The organism is Streptomyces sp. NPDC054796 (genome assembly GCF_053611545.1).
In genome coordinates, this window is record NZ_JBSHAO010000032.1 from 1 (window position 1) to 25,903 (window position 25,903).

21 protein-coding genes are annotated in these 25,903 nt (G+C 72.0%); 10 read left to right on the forward strand and 11 right to left on the reverse strand.

Annotated elements, in window-relative coordinates; genetic code table 11:
• Nucleotides 1-190: 190 nt before the first annotated feature.
• On the reverse strand, nucleotides 191-472 hold the full coding sequence (locus ACWGJ2_RS24700) for an HU family DNA-binding protein (RefSeq protein ID WP_453348389.1): 282 nt from the start codon (nucleotides 470-472) through the stop codon (nucleotides 191-193).
• Nucleotides 473-908: 436 nt separating this feature from the next.
• Nucleotides 909-2,327, reverse strand: a complete 1,419-nt coding sequence (locus tag ACWGJ2_RS24705) for a malic enzyme-like NAD(P)-binding protein (protein ID WP_453348390.1) — start codon at nucleotides 2,325-2,327, stop codon at nucleotides 909-911.
• 301 nt (nucleotides 2,328-2,628) lie between these two features.
• On the opposite strand from ACWGJ2_RS24705, the gene ACWGJ2_RS24710 reads away from it, so the two are divergent.
• The 3 genes from ACWGJ2_RS24710 (at nucleotide 2,629) to ACWGJ2_RS24720 (ending at nucleotide 5,238) form a co-directional block, all read left to right on the forward strand.
• Nucleotides 2,629-2,835 carry a cold-shock protein gene (locus tag ACWGJ2_RS24710; protein WP_453348391.1) on the forward strand — a complete coding sequence of 69 codons (207 nt, stop codon included), beginning with the start codon at nucleotides 2,629-2,631 and terminating at the stop codon, nucleotides 2,833-2,835.
• A gap of 242 nt (nucleotides 2,836-3,077) precedes the next feature.
• Nucleotides 3,078-4,298, forward strand: a complete 1,221-nt coding sequence (locus tag ACWGJ2_RS24715; protein ID WP_453348392.1) for a helix-turn-helix domain-containing protein — start codon at nucleotides 3,078-3,080, stop codon at nucleotides 4,296-4,298.
• Nucleotides 4,299-4,986: 688 nt separating this feature from the next.
• Complete coding sequence (locus tag ACWGJ2_RS24720) at nucleotides 4,987-5,238, forward strand: hypothetical protein (RefSeq protein WP_453348393.1); 252 nt, start codon at nucleotides 4,987-4,989, stop codon at nucleotides 5,236-5,238.
• Nucleotides 5,239-5,654: 416 nt separating this feature from the next.
• Here the strand turns inward: ACWGJ2_RS24720 and ACWGJ2_RS24725 are convergent, their stop codons facing one another.
• The 6 genes from ACWGJ2_RS24725 to ACWGJ2_RS24750 form a co-directional block, all read right to left on the reverse strand.
• Nucleotides 5,655-7,976 (reverse strand): HelD family protein, encoded by a 2,322-nt coding sequence (locus tag ACWGJ2_RS24725; RefSeq protein ID WP_453348394.1) that lies wholly within the window; start codon nucleotides 7,974-7,976, stop codon nucleotides 5,655-5,657.
• Between the two features lie 192 nt (nucleotides 7,977-8,168).
• A complete protein-coding gene (locus tag ACWGJ2_RS24730; RefSeq protein ID WP_453348395.1) occupies nucleotides 8,169-8,969 on the reverse strand; it encodes an anti-sigma factor family protein in 801 nt (266 codons plus the stop codon).
• Nucleotides 8,966-9,508 carry a sigma-70 family RNA polymerase sigma factor gene (locus ACWGJ2_RS24735; protein WP_453348396.1) on the reverse strand — a complete coding sequence of 181 codons (543 nt, stop codon included), beginning with the start codon at nucleotides 9,506-9,508 and terminating at the stop codon, nucleotides 8,966-8,968. The genes ACWGJ2_RS24730 and ACWGJ2_RS24735 overlap by 4 nt, the downstream gene beginning before the upstream one ends.
• A gap of 1,192 nt (nucleotides 9,509-10,700) precedes the next feature.
• Nucleotides 10,701-11,930, reverse strand: a complete 1,230-nt coding sequence (locus ACWGJ2_RS24740) for a uroporphyrinogen-III synthase (RefSeq protein WP_453348397.1) — start codon at nucleotides 11,928-11,930, stop codon at nucleotides 10,701-10,703.
• Nucleotides 11,931-12,057: 127 nt separating this feature from the next.
• Nucleotides 12,058-13,503, reverse strand: a complete 1,446-nt coding sequence (locus tag ACWGJ2_RS24745) for a nitrate/nitrite transporter (RefSeq protein WP_453348398.1) — start codon at nucleotides 13,501-13,503, stop codon at nucleotides 12,058-12,060.
• A 134-nt stretch (nucleotides 13,504-13,637) separates the two neighbouring features.
• Nucleotides 13,638-14,072 (reverse strand): ATP-binding protein, encoded by a 435-nt coding sequence (locus ACWGJ2_RS24750; protein WP_453348399.1) that lies wholly within the window; start codon nucleotides 14,070-14,072, stop codon nucleotides 13,638-13,640.
• Nucleotides 14,073-14,185: 113 nt separating this feature from the next.
• Here ACWGJ2_RS24750 and ACWGJ2_RS24755 point away from each other — a divergent pair, with 113 nt between their 5' ends.
• The 5 genes from ACWGJ2_RS24755 (at nucleotide 14,186) to ACWGJ2_RS24775 (ending at nucleotide 17,960) form a co-directional block, all read left to right on the forward strand.
• Nucleotides 14,186-15,013, forward strand: coding sequence for a helix-turn-helix domain-containing protein (locus ACWGJ2_RS24755; RefSeq protein WP_453348400.1), 828 nt, complete (start codon nucleotides 14,186-14,188; stop codon nucleotides 15,011-15,013).
• On the forward strand, nucleotides 15,010-15,285 hold the full coding sequence (locus ACWGJ2_RS24760) for a DUF397 domain-containing protein (protein ID WP_453348401.1): 276 nt from the start codon (nucleotides 15,010-15,012) through the stop codon (nucleotides 15,283-15,285). Before ACWGJ2_RS24755 ends, ACWGJ2_RS24760 begins: the two co-directional genes overlap by 4 nt.
• 139 nt (nucleotides 15,286-15,424) lie before the next feature.
• Entirely contained in the window at nucleotides 15,425-15,826 is a 402-nt protein-coding gene (locus ACWGJ2_RS24765; protein WP_453348402.1) for a hypothetical protein, read from the forward strand.
• Entirely contained in the window at nucleotides 15,823-17,229 is a 1,407-nt protein-coding gene (locus ACWGJ2_RS24770; protein WP_453348403.1) for an NB-ARC domain-containing protein, read from the forward strand. The genes ACWGJ2_RS24765 and ACWGJ2_RS24770 overlap by 4 nt, the downstream gene beginning before the upstream one ends.
• Nucleotides 17,223-17,960, forward strand: coding sequence for a tetratricopeptide repeat protein (locus ACWGJ2_RS24775; RefSeq protein ID WP_453348459.1), 738 nt, complete (start codon nucleotides 17,223-17,225; stop codon nucleotides 17,958-17,960). Before ACWGJ2_RS24770 ends, ACWGJ2_RS24775 begins: the two co-directional genes overlap by 7 nt.
• 61 nt (nucleotides 17,961-18,021) lie before the next feature.
• Here ACWGJ2_RS24775 and ACWGJ2_RS24780 read toward each other — a convergent pair whose 3' ends face one another.
• Nucleotides 18,022-19,746 carry a hypothetical protein gene (locus ACWGJ2_RS24780; RefSeq protein ID WP_453348404.1) on the reverse strand — a complete coding sequence of 575 codons (1,725 nt, stop codon included), beginning with the start codon at nucleotides 19,744-19,746 and terminating at the stop codon, nucleotides 18,022-18,024.
• 377 nt (nucleotides 19,747-20,123) lie between these two features.
• Here ACWGJ2_RS24780 and ACWGJ2_RS24785 point away from each other — a divergent pair, with 377 nt between their 5' ends.
• A complete protein-coding gene (locus ACWGJ2_RS24785) occupies nucleotides 20,124-22,415 on the forward strand; it encodes a hypothetical protein (protein WP_453348405.1) in 2,292 nt (763 codons plus the stop codon).
• Complete coding sequence (locus ACWGJ2_RS24790; RefSeq protein ID WP_453348406.1) at nucleotides 22,412-24,022, forward strand: ABC transporter substrate-binding protein; 1,611 nt, start codon at nucleotides 22,412-22,414, stop codon at nucleotides 24,020-24,022. Before ACWGJ2_RS24785 ends, ACWGJ2_RS24790 begins: the two co-directional genes overlap by 4 nt.
• A gap of 57 nt (nucleotides 24,023-24,079) precedes the next feature.
• Here the strand turns inward: ACWGJ2_RS24790 and ACWGJ2_RS24795 are convergent, their stop codons facing one another.
• Nucleotides 24,080-24,580 carry a DUF5949 family protein gene (locus tag ACWGJ2_RS24795; RefSeq protein WP_453348407.1) on the reverse strand — a complete coding sequence of 167 codons (501 nt, stop codon included), beginning with the start codon at nucleotides 24,578-24,580 and terminating at the stop codon, nucleotides 24,080-24,082.
• Between the two features lie 271 nt (nucleotides 24,581-24,851).
• Entirely contained in the window at nucleotides 24,852-25,829 is a 978-nt protein-coding gene (locus ACWGJ2_RS24800) for a LysR family transcriptional regulator (protein WP_453348408.1), read from the reverse strand.
• Nucleotides 25,830-25,903: the final 74 nt, after the last annotated feature.

The following is a 25,903-nucleotide window of genomic DNA, read 5'->3' on the forward strand; positions in this document are numbered from 1 at the left end:
GCCCGTGCGAGGGCCCTCAACGGCTCGCACGGGCCTCGCGCACTTCGCGCGGCCCTGAACAGCGCGCCTGAGCAGCGGGCCCGGACAGGACAGGACAGCACAGGACAGCACAAGGGGCGGCCACCCCGAGTCCGGGTGGCCGCCCCTGCTGTTGTCTGCGCCGGAGCGGCTGGCAGCCGCTCCGTGCCGCTTACTTGCCCTTCGCGGCTTCCTTGAGCTTGGAGCCCGCCGAAACCTTGACGCTGTACCCGGCCGGGATCTGGATCGGGTCGCCGGTCTGCGGGTTGCGCGCGGTGCGGGCGGCACGGTGCGTGCGCTCGAAGGTGAGGAAGCCGGGGATGGTGACCTTCTCGTCACCCTTGGAGACGACCTCGCCGACGGTGTCGGCGAGGGCGGCCAGAACGGCGTCGGCGTCCTTGCGGGTCACCTCGGCGCGATCGGCCAGAGCGGCCACCAGCTCACTGCGGTTCATAACTCGTTACTCCCGTGTTCTTCTTGCCGATGAGGCGTGAGATCGAAGCCGATGCTGCCAGGGCCCTCGGACAGTCCCCGGACCCGGGTCTCCCTTCAGACCCTCGCGCCCAGTGACGCATCCTGCCCCCACCTGCGGCGGGAAAGCCAATCCGGCACCCTTTGGGCAGCTACGGAGTCACACGAAAAGCGCCAGTGGCTCGCTGTGGTGACTTTCCATAGGCTTTGTCCGCCCGCAACCCTACGGGGGCCGTACGGGCGCCGCAGTCCGCGACGCGCCGTATCCCACCGGGCTCCCACCGGGTACGCTTCGCCCTTTTCCGCCGCCCGCGCGCCCCACACGCCCCTTCGCGGGACGCGAAACCAGGGCGGGCCGCTACGGAGCGTGACGTGACGCCGCGTGACGTCACGTCGCCGCCCCCAGGGGATCGCCTCGCCTAGGAGATCGCCTCGCCCGCCGCACGCGCGGCGTCCCGCACCGCGCCCGCGACCGCTCCCGAGACCTTCTCGTTGAAGACGCTCGGAATGATGTAGTTCGGGTTCAGCTCGTCCTCCAGGACGACGTCCGCCAGCGCCCGCGCCGCGGCGAGCATCATGTCGTCGTTGACGGTCCTGGACTGCGCGTCCAGGAGGCCGCGGAAGACACCGGGGAAGACGAGCACGTTGTTGATCTGGTTCGGGAAGTCCGAGCGCCCCGTGGCCACGACGGTGGCCGTCTCGCGGGCGACGGCCGGGTCCACCTCGGGGTCCGGGTTGGCGAGCGCGAACACAATGGCGCCCGTCGCCATCTTCGCCACGTCGTCCCCGTCGAGGACGTTCGGTGCCGAGACGCCGATGAAGACGTCCGCGCCGACGACGGCGTCCTTCAGGGTGCCGGTGACGCCCTCGGGGTTGGTGTTGTCGGCGATCCAGCCGAGCGCGGAGTCCGGGCCGACGCCGACGAGGTCCTCGCGGCCCGAGTGCACGACACCGTGGATGTCGGCGACGACGGCGTGCTTGACGCCCGCCTCCAGGAGGAGCTTGAGAATGGCCGTACCGGCGGCGCCCGCACCCGACATGACGACGCGGATGTCCTCGATCCGCTTGTCCACGACGCGCAGCGCGTTGTAGAGCGACGCGAGGACGACGATGGCCGTTCCGTGCTGGTCGTCGTGGAAGACGGGGATGTCGACGGCCTCGCGCAGCCGTGCCTCGATCTCGAAGCAGCGGGGCGCGGAGATGTCCTCCAGGTTGATCCCGGCGAAGCCGGGGGCCAGCGCGCGGACGATCTCGACGATCGCGTCCGTGTCCTGCGTGTCCAGGCAGATCGGCCAGGCGTCGATCCCCGCGAAGCGCTTGAAGAGGGCCGCCTTGCCCTCCATGACGGGCAGCGCGGCCTGCGGGCCGATGTTGCCGAGGCCGAGCACGGCGGAGCCGTCGGTGACGACGGCGACGCTGTTGCGCTTGATGGTGAGGCGGCGCGCGTCCTCGGGGTTCTCCGCGATCTGGGTGCACACGCGGGCCACGCCCGGGGTGTAGATCATGGAGAGGTCGTCGCGGTTGCGAATGGGGTGCTTCGACGACATCTCGATCTTGCCGCCGAGGTGCATCAGGAACGTACGGTCCGAGACCTTGCCCAGCGAGACGCCCTCGATCTCGCGGAGCTTGGCCACGATCTCGTCCGCGTGCGCGGTGGAGGAGGCCGCGATCGTGACGTCGATCCGGAGCCGTTCATGGCCCGAGGCGGTGACGTCGAGGCCGGTCACCGAACCGCCCGACGACTCCACGACCGTGGTGATCTGACTGACCGCTGTCCCGCCCGCGGGAACCTCCAGGCGGACCGTCATCGAGTACGAGACGCTTGGCGCCGAGCTCATTGCCGACTTCCCTCTGCTTTCCCTTGTCGCGTGGTAACGCACACCGTCCTCCGGCCGCGAGATCTGCGGCTCCGGAGGGGGCGCGTCAACAGATATTCCCACCTACCACCCGGTACGCGGTAACGCCCCTCCCCTTGCGGAAAGATGTTTCCACCATACGAGAGGGAGTCGAGGCAACGGAACCCCCACCCCTTCGCGCGAAAAACGACACGAAACATCATCAATGCGCGGTTATCGCCACCATGTCGCCCTAGGATCGCCCCCGCAATACGCACATGTTCACTCACAGGAGACCAGGAAAATGGCTCAGGGCACGGTCAAGTGGTTCAACGCCGAGAAGGGGTACGGCTTCATCGCGCAAGAGGGCGGCGGGCCTGACGTCTTCGTGCACTACAGCTCGATCAGCGGCGAGGGCTACCGCAGCCTGGAGGACACCCAGCGCGTCGAGTTCGAGATCGCGGAGGGGCGGAAGGGGCCACAGGCCGAAGGGGTCCGCGTCGTCGGCTGAACGCCACGAGTGGGGGGACCGATGACGTCGGCGGGCCGCGACTCCACTGGCGTGGCCCGCGTTTCTCACGCGCGCGGCTGGACGGGCGCTGGCGGGACGCGGAGCAGATGCGCTGACGTGATCACAGTCGAGGGCGATGGCTGTGCCCTCGTCCTCCTTCCGTAGGACGGGGGCCGTTCTCGTGTTTTCGCCTCAGCTCCCCCGGCGTAGCGTGGACTGACATCCACCTGGTGGGGGTGCACATGCGCGACGAGTTCGAGACGAGCATCGGAGACCGGATCGGCCGGCTCCGGGACCGGCGCGGCTTGACCCAGGAGCAGTTGGCCGAGGCCGCTGGCGTATCAGTGGACACGGTGCGGAAGTTGGAGCAGAACCGGCGGCTGACCGCTCGCATGTCCACCCTCAACCAGCTTGCCCGCGCGCTCGATGTGGACGTGTCCGCGCTGGTCGGCACCCCGACCACGTTCGAGGCGAAGGCCGACGGCGACGCCCCCTCGGTACTCGCGTTACGGCAGGCCGTCTCGCCCGTCTCCGACCTGCTCGGGGAGGACGAGGACCCCGAAGACCCGCCCACCATCGGCGCCTTGCGCACGGCGTTGCGTTCCACGGAACGGATCCGGCGCGAAGGCCGGATGGGCTCCATCGGCAGCACGCTGCCGCAGCTCATCCGGGACGCTCGTGCGGCCGTCCGCCATCATCACGGCAGCGAGCAGCGGGCGGCGTACGCCGTGCTCGCCGAGGCGTACCAGGTCGCCGCGACCACGCTGACCGCGCTGCGGAAGGAGGACGCCGCGTTCACCGCGATGGAGCGCGCCGGTCTCGCGGCCCGCAGCTCCGACGATCCTCGGCTGGAGGCCATCGGCGCGTCCACCCTCGCGTGGATCTTCACCAAGCAAGGACGGCTGGAGGATGCGCGGCGTGTGGCCCTCGCGCACGCGAACGAGATCGAGCCCGGATTCCGCTCAGCGCCCGTCGACCTCTCCCTGTGGGGGATTCTGCTGCTGCGCGCGGCGACGGCCACCGTCCGCCAGGGGGAGCACCATTACGACCGCGTCGACGAACTGCTGCGGATGGCTACGGCCGCCGCAGCGAGCATCGGCGCCGACCGGCTCGACTACGCGACACCGTTCGGTCCGACCAACGCGGGTGTCGCGAAGGTCAACTTCCTGGTCGAGATGGAGAAGAACCACGAGGCGGTCACGGCCGCCCGCACAGTGCCCGGCCTGGCCTCGCTGCCCCCGACGTGGCGGGCCCGCTTCCACGTCGACCGTGCCCTGGCGCACTCGGACCTGGAGCAGGACGGCCGCGCCACCCGGGCCCTGCTGGCAGCGGAGCAGGGCGCCCCGGAGTGGATGAGGTATCACGCCACGGCCCGACGGCTGGTGGCAGAACTGCGGGGACGGGAGCAGCGCCGCACGTCCCCGGTCACCGACCTTGCCCAGCGCCTCCACCTGGACGGGTAGGGCGCAGCGTCCTACCCGCCGCGAGAGTAGGACGCTACGTCCCTGGATGGTCGCCCAGCGTGTCCCTACCGTCACTCACTGGACAGCGGCGCAGGTTCCCGGCCCCCGCCAGGGCCGACCGGCGCCGCACCCCGCGAGAGTGAGGTGCCGCAGTGGAGAGCAAGGCGGCGGCCAGAGCGACGGCCGCAGGTATGACGTTGAGGGTGTACCGCATCAGCCCGTCCACCGGGGCTCGGACAGACCTGCGAGCGGTGGACCCCACGCCGGGTAGGCCCCTGACCTCTCAGAGGTACCCACCCTGCCAGTGCCCCTCGCCCCGTTGCCCCGACCGGAGAGAGGGACAGCGGACACAGCGCGCGCCTCTCGTCCGTCGCCGCGCGCTGTGTCCGCTGCCGCCAGCGGCCGGGCGCGGTGGAGATCTACGTCGTGTCCGCCGGGGATGCGGCAGCCCCGCGCGCTGTTCCGGTGAAGCTCTGCGACGGCTGTGCGCGGCGGGCTGCCGAGTGCTGTTTCCGCTGCCGCCAGGCGCCCGGCACACAGGTTGTCCTCGACACCTGTACTCGGGTGATGAGCGGGGCGCGAGCCCGCAGACACGCACACGCACCGTCCCCGTGAAGGTCTGCGATCCCTGTGCGAAGACGATCGCCGCCGAGGACGAAGCCCGCACCGCGAGCCCGGAGACGGAACGGTGAGCGCGCCGCGTAAGTGCGCGGTGGAGGGCGGCGGTCACATGGGCCCCGTCGTGCGCTACCTGGCCACGGCGCGCTATCCGTGGCACGAGCCGGTGTGGCTGTGCCCCGGGCACGGCGCCTGCCTCCCCCTCGCCGCGATCCGCGCCGAGGTCACGGGGGAGACCGTGGCCCGCGCCATCACCGTCTTCACCGGCGCCGGGAAACGGAGCACCGACGCCCCGGAGACGCAGGGCGCACCCTCCAACTGACCACCGTCGCACCCAGCCCGGCCCCATAAGACGCCCGTCCCCTGGGGAGCCGTAGGCAGCGGTCCAGGGGACGGGCTCCGGCTCCGGTCTCGTGGCGGCGGTGCGAGGCCGGAGCCCCTGGCCGCCCGGCCGCTCGCGGCCCGGAACCCCGCCCGCGCGGCCGGGCGACACGACGAGAGCCCTGACGGTCCATCCGGACCGTCAGGGCTCTCACCTGGCGTTTGAGTGACACCGACCCGCCAGCTCGCCTCGCGGCAAGTGGTCGCTCGAAGCGACTATGGTTGGGCCCGGGGGCATGGATCGGGCCGGTGCCACATCCAGGCTAACACTGTGGTTCTCGGACGCATTCCCGCAGACCGCAAGGGTCTTGGCGCCCTCACAGCCCCATGGGGCGCCCCGCGCACCGCCCGGAACCCTCAGTCCCTGAGCAGGTCGGGCACCCCCTCCGCGTCCGGCAGGTCCCGCGCCCCGGACAGCACCGTGAGCCGCTGGGTGGCCCGGGTCAGCGCCACGTACAGCACCCGCAGGCCCGCCGGGGACTCGTCGGCGATCTCCGCAGGGGAGACGACGAGGGTGGCGTCGTACTCCAGGCCCTTGGCCTCCAGGCTGCCCAGCGGCACGACGCGGTCGTCGAGCCCCTTCAGCCACTCCCGCGCCTGCGCGCGGCGGCCCATCGCGACCACGACGCCGACGGTGCCGTCCACCTCGCCGAGCATCCGCGCCGCCTCCTCGCGCACCGCGGCGCCCAGCGCCTCCGCGTCACCCTCCGCGTCCGGCTCGCCCCCCGCGACCGCGAACCGCGGCCTCAGGCCCGTCGAGCGCACCGCCTTCGGCGGCGCCGTGCCCGGCATCGCCAGGGCCAGCACGCGGTCGGCCAGCTCCGCGACCTCGGACGGGTTGCGGTAGTTGACCGTCAGCTCGAAGCGGCGGCGGGGGCGGGTGCCCAGGGCCTCGTCGCGGGCCGCGGCCGCCTCGTCGGGGTCGGACCAGGAGGACTGCGCCGGGTCGCCGACGACCGTCCAGGTGGCCGTCCTCCCCCGGCGCCCGACCATCCGCCACTGCATGGGCGTCAGGTCCTGCGCCTCGTCCACGATGATGTGCGCGTAGTCGCGGCGCTCCTCCGCCAGCCGCTCGGCGCGCTCGCGGCGCGGCGCCTCGCGGTCCGCGTACGTCGTCAGCTCGTCCAGCCCCGTGAGCTGGTCCAGCGGGTCCATGTCCCGCTTCTTGGGGCGCGCCGGGGCGCCCAGCAGGAGGTGCAGCTCGTCCAGGAGCGCGACGTCGTGCACGGACAGCGGGCCCGCGCCCTCGGCGTCCAGGCGGCGCAGGGAGCGCGCCACGGCGCGCACCTCGTCGGGCCTGAGCACCCGGCGGGACCAGCGGCCCAGGCGCCGCTCGTCCGCCATCGCGGCAAGCACGCGGCGCGGGGTCAGCTCGGGCCACCAGGCGTCGAGGAACTCGGTGAAGACGTCCTCCGTCGCGATGTCCTCGTCGAACGCCTCGCGGGCCTCGGCCTCCAGCTCGTCGTCGGTGTAGCGGCGACGGGCGCCCGAGCGCGCCCACAGCGCGTCCAGCAGCAGCCTGCGGGCGCGCGGGCGCATGAGGTTGACCGGCGCGGTGCCGCCCAGCACCTGCTGGCGCACCGCGCGCAGCTCCTCGGCGCCCAGCTCGATCCGCGCGCCGAACGCCACCACGCGCAGCGACTGCGGCACCTGCGCCTCGCCCAGCTCCAGCGCGCCCCGCGCCGCCCTGCGCAGCACCTTCACCATGCGCGCCGAGCCCTTGACGCGGGCGACGCGCTGTTCGTCGTACGTGTCCGCCTCCGCGCCCTCGACGAGCGAACCCAGGGCCCGGATCGCGACCTGACCCTCCTCGCCCAGCGAGGGCAGCACGCCCTCGGTGTACGAGACGAGGAGCGGGGTGGGGCTGACGATGAGGATGCCGCCCGCGTATCTGCGTCTGTCCTGGTAGAGGAGGTACGCGGCACGGTGCAGCGCCACCGCCGTCTTGCCCGTCCCAGGACCGCCCTCGACCTCGGTGACGGAGGCGGCGGGGGCGCGGATGACCATGTCCTGCTCGGCCTGGATCGAGGAGACGATGTCGCGCATGGCGTGCCCGCGCGCCCGCCCGAGCGCCGCCATCAGCGCGCCGTCCCCGATGACGGGCAGTTCGACGCCGTCGATGGTCGCGCGGATCTCGGGGCGCAGCAGATCGTCCTCGACGCCCAGGACCTGGCGCCCCTTGCTGCGGATCACCCTGCGCCGCACCACGCGTCCCGGTGCCACCGGGGTGGAGCGGTAGAAGGGCGCGGCGGCGGGGGCACGCCAGTCGATGACGAGCGGCGAGTAGTCGGCGTCGAGCACGCCGAGCCGCCCGATGTGCAGGGTCTCGGCGATCTCGGCCGTGCCGTCCTCGCGTACGGCGCCCTCGGCGGGCTCGACGGAGGTGTAGGCGCCGTCCGGGCCCTTCTTGCCGTCCTTGCCCAGGAGGAGGTCGATACGGCCGAACAGGAAGTCCTCGAACTCGCTGTTCAGCCGGTTCAGGTGCAGGCCGGCGCGGAAGACCTGCGCGTCCCGCTCGGCCAGCGCTCCCGGCGTGCCGACCTGCGCCCGCTTCGAGGCGTCGTCCATCAGGAACTCGGCCTCGTGAATTTTCTCCTCGAGCCGTCGGTACACGTCGTCGAGGTGCGACTGCTCCCCGCGGACCTCCAGCTCCCGGACACTGTCGTGCTGCGCTCCCAACGCCGCGGCCCCCTTCTGCTTGCTTAGGGCAGCCGTCTACCGTACGCGACGGAAGCGGCAAAGCGCACGTATACGCGAACGCGGGCAATCCGTGACGGGCCGGGGCACCGGGCCGGGCCGCCCCTGGTCGGGGGCCTGGTCGGAGGTCTGGTCGGGGCCCGCGGCAGTCTCCCTCTCGCCCTCTGGCCGTGCTCAGACCTTGATCGAGGCGAGGCGCCTGCCGTCGAGGGTGCGGACGTCGAAGCGGCTGATGTCCTCGCGCTGGAAGGCCGCGCCCCCGTGCGTGTACAGCGGCTCGGGCCACTTGGAGCCCGGGATGCCGTAGCCGCCCTCGGGCACCGACCACGTCGTGACGGTCTGCTCCGTGCCGTTCGCGCCGACCGCGACCAGCTCGCAGGAGAGCGGCCCGCGCACATGGCCCAGCTTCAGCGCCACATGGGTGCCCCAGTCCTTGCGCTCCAAGGAGACCGTGGCTCGTGCCTTGGTCCGCGCGTCCACGACACCGATCTTCTCGCCGTGCTCGTACATCTCCCGGGCCGGGCTCGCGACGTGCGCGGGGTCCCCGCTCCCGTTCCCGTCGCCGTCCCCGGCCCCCGCGAGTCCGACGGCGGCCAGCGGGCCCCCGACGACCAGCACGAAGGCCGCGGCGGCCAGCCAAACGCGGCGCTGGCGGCGACCGCGGCGCTCGGCGGCCGTCTCCGCGAGGAGCCGGTCCAGCAGCTCGGGAGCGGGGCGGGCGCCCAGTGCCTCGGGCACGGCGTGGGCCGCGCTCTGGCCCGTCTGCCCGACGTGTTCCGCGTGCCCGACGTGTTCCGCGTGCCCGACGTGTTCCGCGTGCTCGGCGAGGAGGGGCGGCAGCGCCATCAGCGACTCCAGTTCGGCGCCGCACCTGTCGCATCCGGCCAGGTGCTGCTCGAAGCGCTCCGCTTCTGCGGGGTCGAGGACACCGAGCGCGTAGGCAGCGACATCGGTGTGCTCCACGGGCGAAGTCATTCCGTCACCCCTCTTTCCTCCAGCGAGAGCTTCAGCGAACGCAAGGCGTAGAAGACCCGGGAACGGACCGTCCCAGGAGGTATACGCAGCGCCTCCGCCGCCTCGTTCACCGTCCGGCCCTTGAAATACGTCTCGATCAGCGCCTCCCGGTGCGGCTCGGTGAGGTCGCCGAGCGCGTCCGAGATCGTCATCATGCGCAGCGCCCGGTCGATCTCGTCGACGGCGGGCACCGCCTCCAGCGGCGCCGGGTCCACCTCCTGGGGGCGGGCCCTGCGGCTGCGGTGACCGTCGATCACGATGCGCCGCGCGACGGTCACCAGCCAGGGGCGCACGGAACCGGTGGCCCCGTGCAACTGCTCCGCGTTGCGCCAGGCCCGTAACAGGGTCTCCTGGACGACGTCCTCGGCTCTGTGCCTGTCGCCCGCGACGAGGCGCAGCACGAAGGCGAGGAGCGGGCCCGCGTGCTCGGCGTAGAGCGCCCTCATGAGGGCGTCGTCCGGCGATGTCCTGTCGGCGGCCACGACGGAATACTCGCGCACGGGTGACCTCCGGTCGAGAGCACTGTACGAACGGGGTAACGCCCAGTGGTACGGGCCCAACTCCGGTTCCGTTCAGCGGGTCCCCTTCGCGGGGTGCGGAAGGAAACGCAGGGTTCCCCCTACACCGGTTGCGCCCCCTCACGGGGTGCGGGGTGATGGCTTCACGGGGTGCCCGGCTCTTGTAGGGGTGCGCCTTCCCTGGTGCCCCTTGGGGGTTCGTTCGCGTGTTGCGGGCCGGTGGCACGGGTTGTGCCCACCCGTCCCGCCCTGCGGGACGATTGCCCACAACATTTGGGTGCCGTTGCCCTGGGGTACGGGGCCGGGTGCGGGCCGGTGGCTTCGGCGCGGCCTATGGACCGGTGCGACGCGGCTGGCGCCGCGTGATTCATGGCTCGGACCGTGGATATGGGGCCCGTCTCTGGTGGGGGTCGGCGCCGCGCCGGGGCGTCTCCTCGGGCGTAAAGGTCTCACTTTCGGCTTTCCGCCGGTGACTTGCTCGCCCTGCGGGGACACCCCGCCACACCACCTCCCACCCGGTGGCCACCAGCACCACTGTTGTGGGCAGGCGTTCCGCATAGCGGAACGGGTGGGCACAACCCCACCACCGGCCCGCACCCGCGAACGAAACCCAAAGGGGCACCCCCGGGCTGCGCACCCCCGACAGGGGGAGTTGCGCGGGACGGTTGGCCCGTGAAGTGGGGACCGCAGGTCCCGCGCCGGGGATGTGGCCGGGCTCAGCCCACCCGGAGCGGAAGCCGGCCACCGGCGGGACGGGGACGGGGTGGGGTGTCCCCGCAGGTCGAGAAAGTCACCGGCCGAGAGGCGACAACGAAAGCTTCACGCCGAGGAGACACCCCACCGCGGCACCGGACACCCCCCACCCACACACCCCACACGGCCACCGGCACAAACCAAGAACCACGCGGCGCCAGCCGCATCGCACCGCAACCACACGCCGCGCCGAAGCCACCCACCCGCACCCGACCGCCGACGGCACGCCAAAAGTTGTGGGCAATCGTCCCGCAAGGCGGGACGGGTGGGCACAACCCGTGCCACCGGCCCGCAACACGCGAACGAACCCCCAAAGGGGCACCAGGGAAGGCGCACCCCTACGAGAAACGGGCACCCCGTGAAGCGGTCAACCTCGCACCCCGTGAGGGGGCACAGCCCGATGAAGGGGGAACCCCACGTTTCATTCGGAATACTTCGTGGAGGGCCCCGCAGGGTCAAGCGAGAGTCGATACCCCCGCTTCACGACCGTCTGGATCAACCGGGACTCCCCCAGCGCGGCCCGCAACCGCGCCATCGCCGTCTCCACGGCATGCTCGTCACGCCCGGCCCCCGGCAACGCCCGCAACAGTTCAGCGCGCGGAACGACCCACCCCGGCCGCCGCGCCAGTGCCCGCAGCAGAGCCATCCCGGCCGGCGGCACCGCCTTCAGCTCGCCGTCCACGACCACCGCGTGCCCCCGGATCTCGACGCGGTGCCCGGCGACGGGCAGCGCCCGCACCCGCCCCGGAAGCTCGACGCACAGCAACTGCACCAGCGGCCCCAGCCGGAACCGTTCCGGCTGTGACGTGGCCACGTCGTGCGCCTCCAGGGGCAGCGCCGTCACGGGCCCCACGCACGCGGGCAGCACGTCGTGCCGCAACGCGTCCAGCAGCGCCTCCTGGACGCCCCGTTCTTCCGCCCTCTTCAGCAGCGACGACGCGGCGGGCGCGCTGGTGAACGTCACCGCGTCCAGTGAGCGCGCGACGACCGCGTCGATCAGCCGGTCGACGGGGCCGATGTCCTCCGGGGGCATCCACCGGTACACCGGCACCCCGACCACCTCGGCGCCCGAGGCCCGCAGCGACTCGACGAACCCGGGCAGCAGCTCCCCGTGCAGTTGGATGGCGACGCGGCGCCCCTCGACGCCCTCCTCCAGGAGCCGTTCCAGCACCTCGGCCATGGATTCGGACGCCGGTGACCAGTCCTCGGTGAGCCCGGCCGCGCGGATCGCGCCGCGCACCTTGGGGCCGCGGGCGAGGAGTTCGACGCCGCCCAGCCTGTCCAGCAGCGTCTCGCCCAGCCCCCACCCCTCCGCGGCCTCGATCCAGCCGCGGAAGCCGATGGCGGTGGTCGCGACCACGACGTCGGGCGCGTGCGCGAGCAGCTCCTTGGTGGTGGACAGCAGCTCGCTGTCGTCGGCGAGCGGCACGATGCGCAGGGAGGGCGCGTGCATGACCTCGGCGCCGCGACGCGTCAGCAGTGTTCCCAGCTCGTCGGCGCGCCGGGCCGCCGTGACGCCCACGGTGAACCCGGCCAGCGGCTTCACCCCGGTGTCCGAGGGCGCGCCCCGCGCCGCCGTGCCACTCCGCCCCGTACCGCCCCGCTCGGTGCCGCCCCGTTCCGTCCCGGCGTCCCCGGATGATCCCTGCATACGCTCCATGGTTCTCGCTGCTCCGCCCCGTGGGCTCGTGATCGTACGAAGAACCGAGCCTGCCGTCGTCCCGTGACAGGCTCGGTTCGCGAGGATTTCCCCGCTGTAAAGAGGGTCCGTCGCCCCCTCACACCTCCGCAAACGCGGGTTCCCGCTCCTCGCCCCTTCCCGGTCCGGCCTCGGCGCCGCCCTGTCCCGTTCCAGCCGCAGGATCATGGCCGGTTCCGGCCCCCTCGCCCCCGGCCACCGGAACCGTCGCCGGGCGGCGGCGCAGGTATACGGCCCAGGTGACCCCGAAACACGCGGCGTAGAAGGCCAGGAAGCAGAGGAAGGCCGCCGTTCCCGTACCCCCGGTCTCGAAGGACTGGCGGAAGGCGAGGTTGATGGCGAGCCCGCCCAGCGCCCCGACCGCGCCGATCAGGCCCATCGCCGCACCGGACAGGCGCCGCCCGTAGGCCGAGGCGTCCTCGTCGCCCATGCCGCGCGCCACGGCCTTGGCCCGGAAGATGCCCGGGATCATCTTGTACGTGGACCCGTTGCCCAGCCCGCTCAGTACGAACAGTGCCGTGAAACCTGCGAGGAAGACAGGCAGCGACTCCATGACGGAGGCCACGACCACCAGCAGCGTCGCCGCCGCCATGGCCGCGAAGTTCCACAGGGTGATGCGAGCGCCGCCGTGCCGGTCGGCGAGGCGCCCGCCGACGGGCCGTACGAGTGAGCCGAGCAGCGGCCCGAGGAAGGTCAGCGAGGCCGCCTGGAGCGGGGTGCGGCCGAACTGGGTCTGGAGCACGAGCCCGAACGCGAAGCTGTAGCCGATGAACGAGCCGAACGTGCCGACGTACAGGAACGACATGATCCACGTGTGCGCGTCCCGCACGGCCTCCTTGGCGGCGCCCGTGTCGTTCCGTACGGGCGCCAGGTTGTCCATCCGCAGCGCGGAACACACCGCCGCAGCGACGATGAGCGGGATGTAGATGCCGAGGACGATCCGCGGGTGCCCGGCCCCCGCGATGCCGATCACGGCGAGCCCGACGAGCTGCACCACCGGCACGCCGATGTTGCCGCCGCCCGCGTTCATGCCCAGCGCCCACCCCTTCTCGCGCAGCGGGAAGAAGGAGTTGATGTTGGTCATGGAGGAGGCGAAGTTGCCGCCGCCGATGCCGGTGAGCATGGCCACGACCATGAACGTCGTGTACGAGGTGCCCGGCTCCATCACGACGAACGCGGCCACCGTGGGCAGCAGCAGGAACGTCGCGCTGATGACCGTCCAGTTGCGGCCACCGAAGCGGGCGACGGCGAAGGTGTACGGGACGCGGACGACGGCGCCGACCAGCGTCGCCATGGAGATCAGGAAGAACTTCCCGGCCGGGTCCACGCCGTACTCGGGCCCCATGAAGAGCACCATGACCGACCACAGGGTCCACACCGAGAAGCCGATGTGCTCCGACAGCACGGAGAAGAGCAGATTGCGCCGCGCGACGCGCCTGCCCCCCTCGCGCCAGAACGTCTCGTCCTCCGGATCCCAGTGTTCGATCCAGCGGCCCCTTTTACGCGCGGTGGTCGGGGCGGTCATGGTGCCTCCACGTGTCGTCTCCGGTGTTCCGGTGTCTCCAGCCGACGCTAGGGACGACGCGTTTCGGCCTTGTGCCGCGAGGTGACGTGGACGAAACCTTGCTCTCACCCCGGGTGGCCGGGCTCGGTGAGCGGCTAGGTATGCGGCAGCGCGAAGGGCGCGTACTCGACGAGTACGAACTCGCACCACACCACCTTCCCGGGGTCACGTCCCCCGACCCCCCACTTGTCCGCGCACGCCTCCACGAGAACGAGCCCGCGCCCGGACTCCTCGTCGTCCCCGGCGTGCGTGAGATGGGGGCGGCCGTCCCCGCTGTCATGCACTTCGATCCGGAGCAGACCGTCGTGGTCCAGCCACACCAGGATCCGGAACCCGCGCCCCGGGGGCACCCCGTGCAGAAGCGCGTTGGTCGCCAGCTCGCTCACGCAGAGCAACACCTCATGGGTACGGTCACCGACGGCCCACGCGGTCAGCGCGTCACGCATGAACCGCCTCGCATCAGGCACGGAGGAACGCATCCGGGGGAAGAACCGCTCACGGAAGCGGGGCAGGGGAATCTCTGGATTCATGGGGCGACGGTCGCGCTCCGTGACTACGCTGCGTAAGAGAGACCACTCGTACAGATTCTTTGTACGTGGCTGTTTCCGGTCACGTACTGGTCGTTGGGGGGAGTGACCGGAGTATGCCTCCAAGGAAGAAGCAGCGCGGCAAGAACGCCTCCGCGATGAGGATGGTCGGCCAGCTCCTGGCCAACTTCCGCCGAGCGGCCGGGTACACGCAGGAGACCCTCGCGCTTGAGATCTGCGCCGAACAGGAGACGATCGCCTCGATCGAGCAGGGGCGACGCGTCTTGAAACGGGACTTGGCCGAGGAGCTGGACACCTTCCTCGGGACCAAGGGTGCGTTGGCCGTCGCCGTCGACAACCTCCCCGAGATGGACAAGTACCCGTTGTGGGCGGAGGAGTTCATCGACCGTGAGCACGAGGCCATCACCATCAGCGGATACGAGAACCAGGTCGTTCCCGGCTTGCTCCAGACCAAGGACTACGCGCGTGCGGTCTTCCACAACGAGATCCCCATGCTGGACGAGGACGAGATCGCGCAGCGGATCGCGGCTCGTATCGAACGCCAGGAGATCTTGCAGCGCAAGATCCCGCCTCTGTGCACCTTCCTCATTACCGAGGCCGTGTTGATGGACCGTCTCGGCGACGAGTCGGTCTGGAACGAGCAGTTGCACCACCTCCGCGAGTGTGCGGACATTCCCGGCATCACCATCCAGGTTCTGCCGTTCGGACGCCGCAAACACGCTGGTCTCTCTGGCCCCTTCGTCCTGCTGGAAACCCCGGATCACGAGCACCTGGCCTACTCGGAAACGCAGCGTGGGAGCCAGCTCATCTCCGAGCCGGATGACGTGAGCGTCCTCGCGCAGAAGTATGCGATCCTGCGCACGCAGGTCCTCAGCCCTGAAGAAACCCAGGACCTGCTGGATCGGCTGCTAGGAGAGTCATGAACAGCGCACAGACCGCCCCGGGCTCCGACGACCTGGCATGGTTCAAGTCCAGCTACAGCACCGAGCAGGGCGGCAACTGCCTTGAAGTTGCCCTCGACTGGCACAAGTCCAGCCACAGCACGGAGCAGGGCGGCGCCTGCCTCGAAGTCGCCGCCTCCCCCGCCACCGTTCACGTGCGCGACTCGAAGAACCCCGAGGGCCCCGCCCTCGCCCTCGCGCCCGCCACATGGGCGGCGTTCACCACGTACGCGACGACGACGCTCCGGGACTGACCCCGAGCGGGCCGAGGTTCGCGGAAACGATCTCCGGCCCGCCGCAGCTCTCGGACAGGAGCCGGGAAGGTACTGCATGTGGCCCCGGCCTGACTTACGGTGCTTCTCGGAGGAGATCACCGAACGGCTGGGGGGCTCGATGGATCCGGAGATCGCCGCGCTCGCGGGGACCGCGGGAACGGCCTTGGTTTCGCTGCTGACCACCGAGGCGTGGCAGGCCGCCAGGGAAGGTGTGGTCGCGATCTGGCGGCGCGTCCTCCCCGAGCGCGCCGACGCGGTCGGCGCCGAACTGGAAGCGAGCCGAAGGGATCTGCTCGACGCCAGGCACGAGGGCGACGAGGCGACCGCCGAAGAGCTGGCAGCCGAGTGGCGGAGCCGGATCCGGCGGCTGCTGAGGGATCATCCCGAGGTCGCGGACGAGCTGCGCTCCCTGCTGACAGAACCCGGCGTGCAGCCGCCGTCCGTGAACCAGCACGCCAACGCCTCGGGAAACGCGCGCGTCTACCAGGCAGGCCGGGACATGCGGCTGGAGCGGCCGTGAACGGACGCAACGACGCACAGGCCAGCGACCGTGGCCGCGTCTATCAGGCGTCGGGCGACCAGCACATCTTCGAGAACCACCATTACGGGCCTTCCTGGTCGGGCCCGGCCAGCGTGCGCCGCGCGGCCCATGACCGGAGCCTCCTCGTCTTCCGCGACCGCGTAGAACTCATGGACCGGCTGAGAGCCTCGGTCTCTCCGGACTCCGGCAGCCACGTGTACGTGCTCCACGGACTCGGCGGCTGCGGCAAGACAGCGATCGCCGGGGCGCTCTTCGCATACGCGACAGCCGACACGGGCCGCGTCGGACTGTGGGTGAACGCCTCCGACGGCGCCTCGTTGCGCTCCGGCATGCTCGCCGTCGCTGCCGACCGCGGCTCCTCGGAGAGCGAGCTGACCACCGCGCGCAGCGGACTGCGCGCCGCCTCGGATCTCGTCTGGGAGTACCTCGACCGCTCCGAGCAGCCTTGGCTGCTGGTCATCGACAACGCCGACGATCCTGGTGTGCTGCACGAAGGGGGCTGGCTGCGTGCCAGTCAGCGGGGCACGGTCGTCGTCACCACGCGCCAGGCGTCGCCCCGCTGGTGGCCCGGCGCCGAGCTGCTGCACGTGGACGTGCTTCCGCTCGAAGACGCCGCCATGGTGCTCTGCGACCTCGCGCCGGGTACCGGGACCGCCGAGGAGGCCGCCGATGTCGCAGAGCGGCTCGGGCGGCTGCCACTGGCCCTCACCCTTGCCGGGACCTTTCTGTCCAACCAGGTGGTCGAGCCCTGGGACATGTCCCTGTACGGGCGTCGTCTCGTCCACGACAGGGCCGACGCCGCCATCGAACTGATCGACAGGGGAGGCAGCATCATGGATCAGGACGCCCGCAACCTGGTGAGCAGCACCTGGCAGCTCTCGCTCGACGCCCTGGCCGACAAGGGGCTGCCCGAAGCTCAGCCGCTGCTGCGCCTCCTGGCCTGCTGGGGCAGCGACCCCCTGCCGGTCTCGCTCCTCGCGCATACCGGGCCGGGCCCCGGCCTCCCCCAGGGGCGCCTGGAACCGGCGCTGCGCGGTCTGCTGGACAGTTCCCTCACCGAACTACTCCCCGGTCCCCCACGCTGCCTACGGACACACGGGGTGCTCCTCGACAGCGCGGCCGGAAACACGCCGGTGGAGCAGCGGGTCGCGCTTGCCACCACCGCGGCCGACGCGCTGCTCACCGCGCTGCCGGAGGTGCCGGAACGCGGGGAGCAGGCGGACGCGTTCAGCCTGCGGTGCCGCACGCTCTCGCGCTGTCGCGCCGCACGGCGGAGTGGCACGACGTCGACGGAGACGTCCAGGAGAAGGCCGCTGAAGGTCTGCTGCGCCTTGTCGTCGCCCTCCACCGCTCCGGCGACTTCGCCTCCGCGCTGGTGCTGACGGACAAGTCCCTGGAGCTGGCGGCGTCGGCCCTCGGCGACCTGCACCCCACCACCATGGGACTCCGCATGCGCAAAGGGCGCACGCTCCACCGCCTCGGCAGGTTCGAGGAGTCCCGCGCGCTGCTGCGGAGGGCGCTGGACGACTGCGAGAGGGAGTTCGGCCCGAGCGCGCCGGAAACGCTGGAGTGCTGCCTCAGCCTGTCCCATCCGCTGATGCCTCTCGGGGAGCCCCGCGAATCCACGGCCCTCATCCGGCGAACGGTGGCCGGCCGGACCGCGACCCTGGGGGCGACGCATCCGCTGACGCTGCTCGCGAGGAAGCATCTCCTGGGAACGCGGGGGCCTGACCTGACGACGGAGGTCACCACCGGTCCGGCCCTGGTCGAGGACTGCCGCCGTGTACTCGGGCCGCACCACCCGATCACCATGGCGGCCGAGCACGAGTACGCCTTCGCGCTCTTCCACACGGGGAGTCCCGCCGAGGCGCTGCCGCTGGCGCGGAGCGCCTTCGACTCCCACGCACAGCGGTACGGGCCCGAGTACCAGATGACGCTGAACGCCCGGTCCATCCTGTCGCGGATCCTCGCCGAGCTGGGAGAGGTCACCGAGGCCATCCACCATGCGGAAGAAGTGGTGGAAGCGCGCACCAAGGTGCTCGGGGCCGACCACCCCTGGACCGTCGTCGTACGGGAACATCTGGCCCGCTACAGGGAGTCCGCCGGGCGGTGAGGCGCGGGCGCGGTGAGGCGCCGCCCGCCCCGCGTCCTGGGCGGCGCCTCACCGCGGGCCTTCACCGCGTACGCGACGTTGACGGCGCCTCCGGGCTGACCGCGAACTCCCCGAGGTTCGCGGAGACGACCTCAGGCCCGCCCCCGTTCTGCTCGCGTGCCGCCGTCAGGACGTCGACGTGTTCGTAGCCCTCCGCGATGACCGGGTTCAGGTCCTCGGGCGGGTCGGCGGCGAGGAAGCCGTTTCCGGCGAGGAGGGTGATCGTCGGGTTGGCGGTGATGCCGTCCGGGTGCTTCACGAAGCGGGCGATCTGGGGGTCGTCGCCCTGGGAGACGTCCGTCGCCAGCTTGGTCGGGAAGTAGTCCTCCGTGAAGCCGAGCGGGTAGCCGGAGAGGCTGCGGGCCAGGTCGGCGATGTCGGTGACCTCCTCGCCGGGGTTCGTCCAGCGCGCGTCGGACGTGTCGATGTCGTCGTGCGTGGCCCAGGTGTAGAGGGGGCCGTCCGGCTCGTCGGGGATCGCCTTCGGCCGTACGCCGAAGACCGGGGACGCGTCGTCGTTCGAGGCGGGGAACTCCTTGTCCACGATCCGCCCGCCCTCCGGGCTGCGGTAGAGGCCGAAACTCATCTGTATGAAGGCGAGCGGGGCCGCGTTGTCGTCCATGAAGCCGCCGAGGACGGCGTTGTTGGTCTGCCGGAAGTCCCGTACGGACGGCGTACCGGTCAGGAACGTGCCCGCGTCCTTGGAGAACATGAAGCGCGAGGTGAGGTTCAGGTTCGCGTTGTCGGGGACCGAGGTGAGCAGGTTGGACTCGCCCTCCGGGTCGAGCGCGGAGGCGAGGCCGCCGATGGCGAGCAGGTTCATCGTCTCGGCGTTGATGACGGCCGGTGCCCCGATCGCGCGCGGGATGAGGCCGCTGCGCAGGCCCGCCTGGGTGGCGAGGTAGCCGAGCCCCGGGTTGGGCAGCAGGTCGTCCAGTCCGGTGGAAGCGGGCGTGCCCTCGGTCGGCAGCAGGGACTCGTCGCCGCCGCGTGAGGTGCTGACGACGGTGTCGAGCGCGAAGTAGCCGCCGCACTGGCGGTAGCCGGGGTGACCGTCGAAGTCCCAGGTGGCGAAGTAGCCGGTGAGCAGCCCGCCCAGCGAGTGCCCGCCGCACAGCACCTTCTCGCGGCGCAGTTCCTCGCCGGGCAGCTCGGCCTTCATCAGGTCGTACTGGTCGCGCACCGTCTGCTCCAGGCCGACGTTCTCCAGCCAGCGGACCTGGTCGTTGCCGAGGAAGCCGTCGAAGGTCCGGCCCTCGATCTCTTCGCCGCCGTAGTAGTAGCCGACGGTTCTGTTCACGTCGTGCGCCGCCGCGCCCGCTGTGATGCCGGTGCGGTCCTCCAGGCAGTTGGAGCGCCGGTCCAGCGCCCAGAACTCGACGCTGCTGCCCTTCGCCTTCGCCGCGCGCACCGTGTTGCGGGCGACGGTGCTGAACGCCGCCGCGCCTTCGAGGATGCCGGGCTGGGCGATGAGGACGCGGTCCGCCTCGCGGGAGTCGGCGGGGCCTTCCGCGTCGCGGAAGCGGAGGTAGGAGAGGTGGTCGCAGGCGGCGGGGTGCGGTCCTGCGGAGGCGGGGAGCGGCACCCGTACCCGTACGGCCGACTCCGCGACCGCCGGGTCGGGCGTGCTCGTGTGCACGGGGGTCTCGGTGCGCGGGACGGCCGTCGCCGCGCCCGGGCCCGTCGCGGCCGTCGCTGCCGTCGCGCTCGCGCCCGGGGGCGCCGTCGCGAGGAGGGCGCAGAGCACGGCCGCTCCCGCGAGCGCGGCGCTTCGCGGCCGGGGGCCTCTTCTCGGGCTCCGCGTACTCGCACTCGTACGGCGTACACGCATGGGCTGTACCTCCTCGCCGGGGCACTACGGCTGACGGGCCACCAGGTGCGGGTCCGCAGCGGAACGTAGCGAGGGAGCAGGGGCGTGCCAATGCAGGCGATGGATGAACGGCGCGTTCCGGGTTGGCAGCACGGCACAACACCGCACCGTCGCGGCAGAGCGGAGGGCCGCCCACCGCCCTCTCACCCTCCGTTCCGACCCGCCAAACCCCCTGTAATCAGCGGCAGTTGAGATCTATTCTTCAGTGTTCGAACTCTGCACGGATGCGTCCTTCGACAGTGACGGGGAGAGTCTTGGACGAGCATCTGTACGGCCTTGAGGACCTGCTCGACGAGTTCGTCCCCGGCCTGGTCGGCATGAAGCGCGGCACGCGGGGGCGGGCGGGATTCACGTATCCGCGCGGTGCGCCCGTCGTGCGGATCGTCGGCGCGCGCGGCAGCGGCAAGAGCGCGCTGCTCCATGTCCTGGAGCGCTCCTACGACGACCGGCTGCCGCTCGCCTGCAAGGACCTGGCGGCACTGGAACCGGCCGACGCCAGCACGGGCACGGGCACCGACCCCGGCACCGACGGCACCGACGCCCCGCCCGCCCCCTCCGGCGAGGGCGAAGGCGAAGGGGACGCCAACGCCTCCCCCGTCGTCCTGCTCCTCCACGGCCTCGCCCACGAACTCGACTCGCCGGGCTCCCGTCACCACTCCCTCAAGTTCCCCCGCCTCTCCCTCGGCCTCCTCGTCGTGACGGCCTGGCATCCGCTCGACGCGGAGGGGAACCCGCGTCAGCAGGTCAGGCAGTCCGGGCTGGCCGAAGCGGAGGCGGACCTGCGGCGGCTCGTCGCCGACGAGGCCAGCGAGCACCGCATCAAGGCCGCGTTCGAGACCTGGCTCGGCGTGCTGGAGCCGCTGCTGCCGAGCGTCTTCGCCGGGCTGCCGGTGCTGGGCTCGGCCGCCGAGGCCGGTTCGCGCGCCGCGCGGCACCTCCTGCTCAGGCGCCGCCCCGACAAGGCGGCCCTCGCGTGGTGGAACTGGAACCTGCGGGACAGACGCGGCGACCCCCTCAGACGTCTGTTCCGCTTCGTCCTCGACCTCCAGGCCAGCGGCGACCGCACGACGGCCGAGAACCTGCTGACGGCCGCCTTCCTCGCGGACATCAACGCCGCCTACGGACGCGCCATGATCTTCGACCGCGCTCCCCCGCCGCTCCTCCTCCTCGACAACCTCCACACAGCCCTCGGACGGCGGTTCCTCGACGCGCTGCTGCGCGCGTACGACACGGCGTACGACGCGCCGGGGCCCGAACGCCCGCCCGTCAGACCCGTCGTCGTCGGCACCGCGCTCGGCGGGGGCGACGGGCTGCCCAGCACCCTGGAGGTGACCGCGCCCGATCTGTGGGAGGACACTGGCGACGGGTCGCCGGCGCGCTGGCTGCTGCGGCTGCGCATCCCCCCGCTCGACCAGGCCAAGGTCAGCGACATGCTGCCCGCCGTCGACCGCGCGCGCCGCCCCCTCCCCGGCGCCGTGACCCGGCTCAGCGCCGGGCGCGCCTACAGCGCCCACATCCTCGTCGAGGCCGCCGAGGACCACCTCGGCCACCACGGGGCGCTGCGGCCCGAGGCCCTGCTCACCCTCCCCGCGCGGGGACACGGCCCCGGCACGACGGTTGCGGCGCACCTGCTGGAGCACCTCGTACCGGACCCGGGACTGCGCGAGCGGCTGCCCCTGTACGCCCTCGCCCTGGACCCGGAGTGCGCCGCGCGCCTGTGGGAGGTGGCGCACCCCGAGGACGGCGCGGAGGAGACGGCGGCGCTCCTCGCGGCGGCGGCCGAGTACGTGGGCCAGGCGCACTGGCACCACAGCCCCTGGCCGGGCAGCGGCGCCGACGTGCCCTTCGTGCGGGACCTGGCGCTGCGCGAACTGCTGCTCCACACCCTGACCGTGACCTGCGACGACGGGATGTGGGCCAGACTGCACCGTCGCGCACGCGCCGGGTACGACCCGCTGGGCCGCAGCCCGTACGCGCCCGAGCAGGACATCCGCTATCTGCACCACACGCTCGCGCTGGGCCTGACGGGCAGCGTCGTCGCCTGGCTGCACCACCGCTTCACGCAACGGCGGGCGCGGGACTGGCTCGCCGACCTCCAGTTCGTGTGCGCGGCGCCGCGCCCGCGCGAGGGCTACGTGCCGCCGTCGCCCGAGGCGTCAGGCGAGCCCCCGCCCTGCGCGGCCTGCGCGACGGGCGGCGGCAACCCCGGCAACCCCGGCAGCCCCGGCAGCCCCGGCGGCCCCGGCGGCGGCGCCACACACGACCCGCTGACCGCGCACAACGCGATAGCCGACCTCGTCGACGTGCTGTGGCGCCTGTCCTCTCTCGCCGCCGAGCCGACCCAGGGCGAACTGGGCCGCATCACCTCGGCGCTGGCCTCGCTGCGCTACGGGGGCTACGGGAGCAGCGGGGGCGGCCCGCGCACCGGCCGCTACGGAGAGGGCGGCGGGCTCGCCTTCCCCGACGTGGCCGGACGGTGGACGCGAGCGCTCCGGGACGGGGCACGCGTCCCCGGCCTGCCGATACCAGGAGGGGAAGACGCATGAGCCCGAACCGGATGCGGGTGTCGCTCAGGGACGCGGTGGACCGGGCCAGGGACTGGGGCAGGCTGCGGAAGCTGCTGGCCGCGGCGCTGCTCGTCGCCGTGCTGGGCGCGGGCGGCTGGGCGCTGTGGACGTACTTCGGGCCCGACCCCTCCTGCGGCCCCGGCGTCGAGAAGCGCGGCGAGGACGAGGAGTGCACCGGGGTCACCGACGGCAGCGGCGGGGTCTCCTTCACCGACGAACTGGAGCCGGTGATGCGGGCCATCGCGCGGGAGAACGAGCGGATCACAGCCAAGGGGGACAAGGGGGGCAAGGAGTACGCCACCGTCGCGATCATGGTGCCCGTCTCCACGACCGACCCCGTCGTCAAGAAGCAGATCAGGCGCGAGGTCCAGGGCGCCTACCTGGCGCAGTACCGCGCCAACCACAGGTCCAACGCGCAGTCACCGCCCATCCGCCTCGTCCTGGCCAACCCGGGACACGACAGCGCCCACTGGCGCCCCGTCGCCGACCAGCTCGTGGCCATGGCGCACGACGGGCACAACCTGCGCGCCGTCACGGGCTTCGACCTGAGCGTGCGGCGCACCCAGGACACGATCGACTATCTGACGAACGAGAAGGGCATCCCCGTCGTCGGCGGCCCGATCACTGCCGACAACCTCGCCAACACGGCGAAGGAACCCGACCGCTACCGGGGCCTGGCCCGCGTCGTGCCCACCAACAGCGACCAGGCCAGGGCGCTGGCCAACTTCAACAAGGGCATCAAGGCGTCCAGGACCCTCCTCGTCGAGGACAGGCGCGAGGACGACAACTACGTCCAGACGCTGAAGAAGGCGTTCCAGGAGCAGACGAGGAACGCGCCGCAGATCCCGATGCAGTACGAGTCCCCGGCGGACATGAACGATGAGGGCCGCCTGCCCAACGACTTCTCCCGCATGGTCAACAACATCTGCGACTCCGACGCCGAGGTCATCTACTTCGCCGGACGCCCCGTGCATCTGCGCCTGTTCGTCAACGCGCTGGGCGGGCGGGGCTGCGACAAGAAGACGTACAAGGTCGTCACAGGGTCCGGCGCCTCGACGCTGGCCACGGACAGCGAGCTGAACTGGGACGCGCTGGCCCCGAAGGGCGGCATCACGGTGGAGTACGCCTCCGTCGCGCACCCCGACGCGTGGAGCGACAAGCGGGCACCGGAGACGGGTGGTTCGCGCGAGGCCGTCGAGGAGCTGGAGGACCTGGCGCGGACGGTGGAGACGGACGGGTCCGCGGGGCCCGTAGGCCCCGTCGAGCTGGACGACTCACGGACGATCTCCGCATACGACTCGGCGTGGACGGCCATCACGGCCATCCGCAACCAGACGGGCCAGAAGACGCCGATGCCGAGCACGGACGACGTGCGGCGGGCGTGGCTGAACCTGCGCGGCAGCCAGAAGGTGGTGGGCGCGAGCGGCTGGATCTGCCTGGACAACGCGGGCAACCCGTACAACAAGGCCGTCGCCGTCGTCCATCTGAACCCCTCGGGCCCGAAGATCGACTTCGTGGGTCTCGCCTGGCCGGAGAACAAGCCCCCGGACGAGCACTGCACCGCGCCCAACAAGCCGAGTGAGTGAGGGGGGCAGCGGGTGAGCGGGTGACGGGCGGGGTCCGGCCGGGCCCCGCCCGGCCGCTCAGCCCTGGAGGCCGCTCACGGGGAGGACGCAGTGCGCGGAGCTGGCGAGCATGTCCTCGTCCACGAAGGACTTCAGCGCCTCCTCGCTGACGGGCCTGCCGGGCTTGGCCTCCGGCCAGGGGCGGGTGGCGATCATGAAATAGACCTGCTTGCGCTTGTCGGCCGCCGCTACCCACTCGGGCGGGGCCGGGTACTGCGTGGTCATGTGCGGCATCGTCAGCACCGCCTGGCCGCCCTGGACGATGAGCTTCAGCGGCAGCCGGTTCACCTGGGAGCTGTCCGGCATCACCCCGCCGACCGTCAGCCCCGCGTCCCCGATCAGCCGCCGCGCCGCGGCCTCGGCGACCTCGGGCCCGTCCCTGCCGTCGCCGAGGGAATAGGCCAGGAGGAACGGCATGTCCTCGTTGTCCTCGGGGTGCGCTCCGGTCCAGCCGATCACCGTGAGCGTGCCGAACTGGCTGTGCTGGAATTGGCCCGTGTCGGGCGGCGTTGCGGTCATGCGCGACACCCTAATGGCACCGTGTGACGACTCGTAAGCGAACCGTGACCGGCGCGGGCGCCTCGCGCAGCCGCACGCCCGTACGTCAACGACGCGCCTCAGCAGCGGTTTTCACGGCGTACGGGGAGGCGGCGCCCGCCCGTCGGGAGGCGGGAGCGGGCCGGCGCCGGACGGGACACGTCACCGTTTCGATGGACGCGGAAGCCCGCGCGCGACCGGACCCCGGCACGCAAGCCCCCACGCCCCCGCACGCCCCCGCCGGGGCGTCCCCTCAGCGCGCCACCGCGAGATCGGCCTCGGGCAGCCACGCGCCGGACGGGCGCGTCAGCCATCCGCCCTCGTCGCCCAGTTCGCGCGCGGCCCCCTCCAGCGCGTCCAGCCCCGGATGGCGCAGCCCGCGCCGCCACACCATCGAGACCGGCGAGAGCGGCACCGGCGCGACGAGGGGCCGCAGCACCATGCCGGGCACCCCGGTGAACACCTCGCTGGCCAGCACGGACCAGCCCCGCTTCCGTACGACCCGCGCGAACTCCGCCTCACCGTCGATCTTCGGGAAGGGCGGCGCGAGGCCGATGCCGCGCCCCGCGAAGAGGGCACGCGCGTAGTCCGTCCACTCGGCCGTGCCGTCGTTGCCCGCGCCCGCGTACAGGGTCTCCCCGGCCAGCGCGGCGAGCGGCACCTCGGCGGCGCCCGCGAGCGCGTGCTCCTCGGGGAGCAGCACCGCGACCCGCTCGTAGCGCACCAGCCGGTGCCCGAGCCCGGCCCGTACGGACGCGTCCAGGCCCGCGAAGCGGCCGAAGGAGACGTCGAGCCGCCCGGCCGCGAGATCGGCCGCCGCGGCCGTCAGACCCGAGTGGTACCGGGCGACGAACTCGACGCCGGGCGCCCGCATACGCGCCAGGTCCAGCACCCGCTGCCCCGTGCTGACGGGCGCGGCGGCGTCCACGGCCAGCGGACGGTCGGCGAAGGATCCGGACGAGCCGAACGGACCGAGGGCCGCGCCGAGTTCGCCGTACGCCTCCAGGACGCGCCGCGCGTACGGCAGCAGCCGCTCGCCGTCCCGGGTGAGCGCGACGTGGCGGGTCGTGCGCAGGAACAGCGTCGTCCCCGTCTCCCGCTCCAGCCGCCGTATGTCGCGGCTGAGCGCCTGCTGCGCGACGTACAGGCGCGCGGCGGCGCGAGTGAAGTGCAGTTCGTCCGCGACGGCCACGAAGGCGCGCAGGAGGCGGGGTTCGATGTCGCGGCTCACTCCTCGGAGATTAACAACGTCCGCGCGTCAATGGTGTGGCAATCGGTGTTGGACCCGGAAGCGGCGGCGCCACG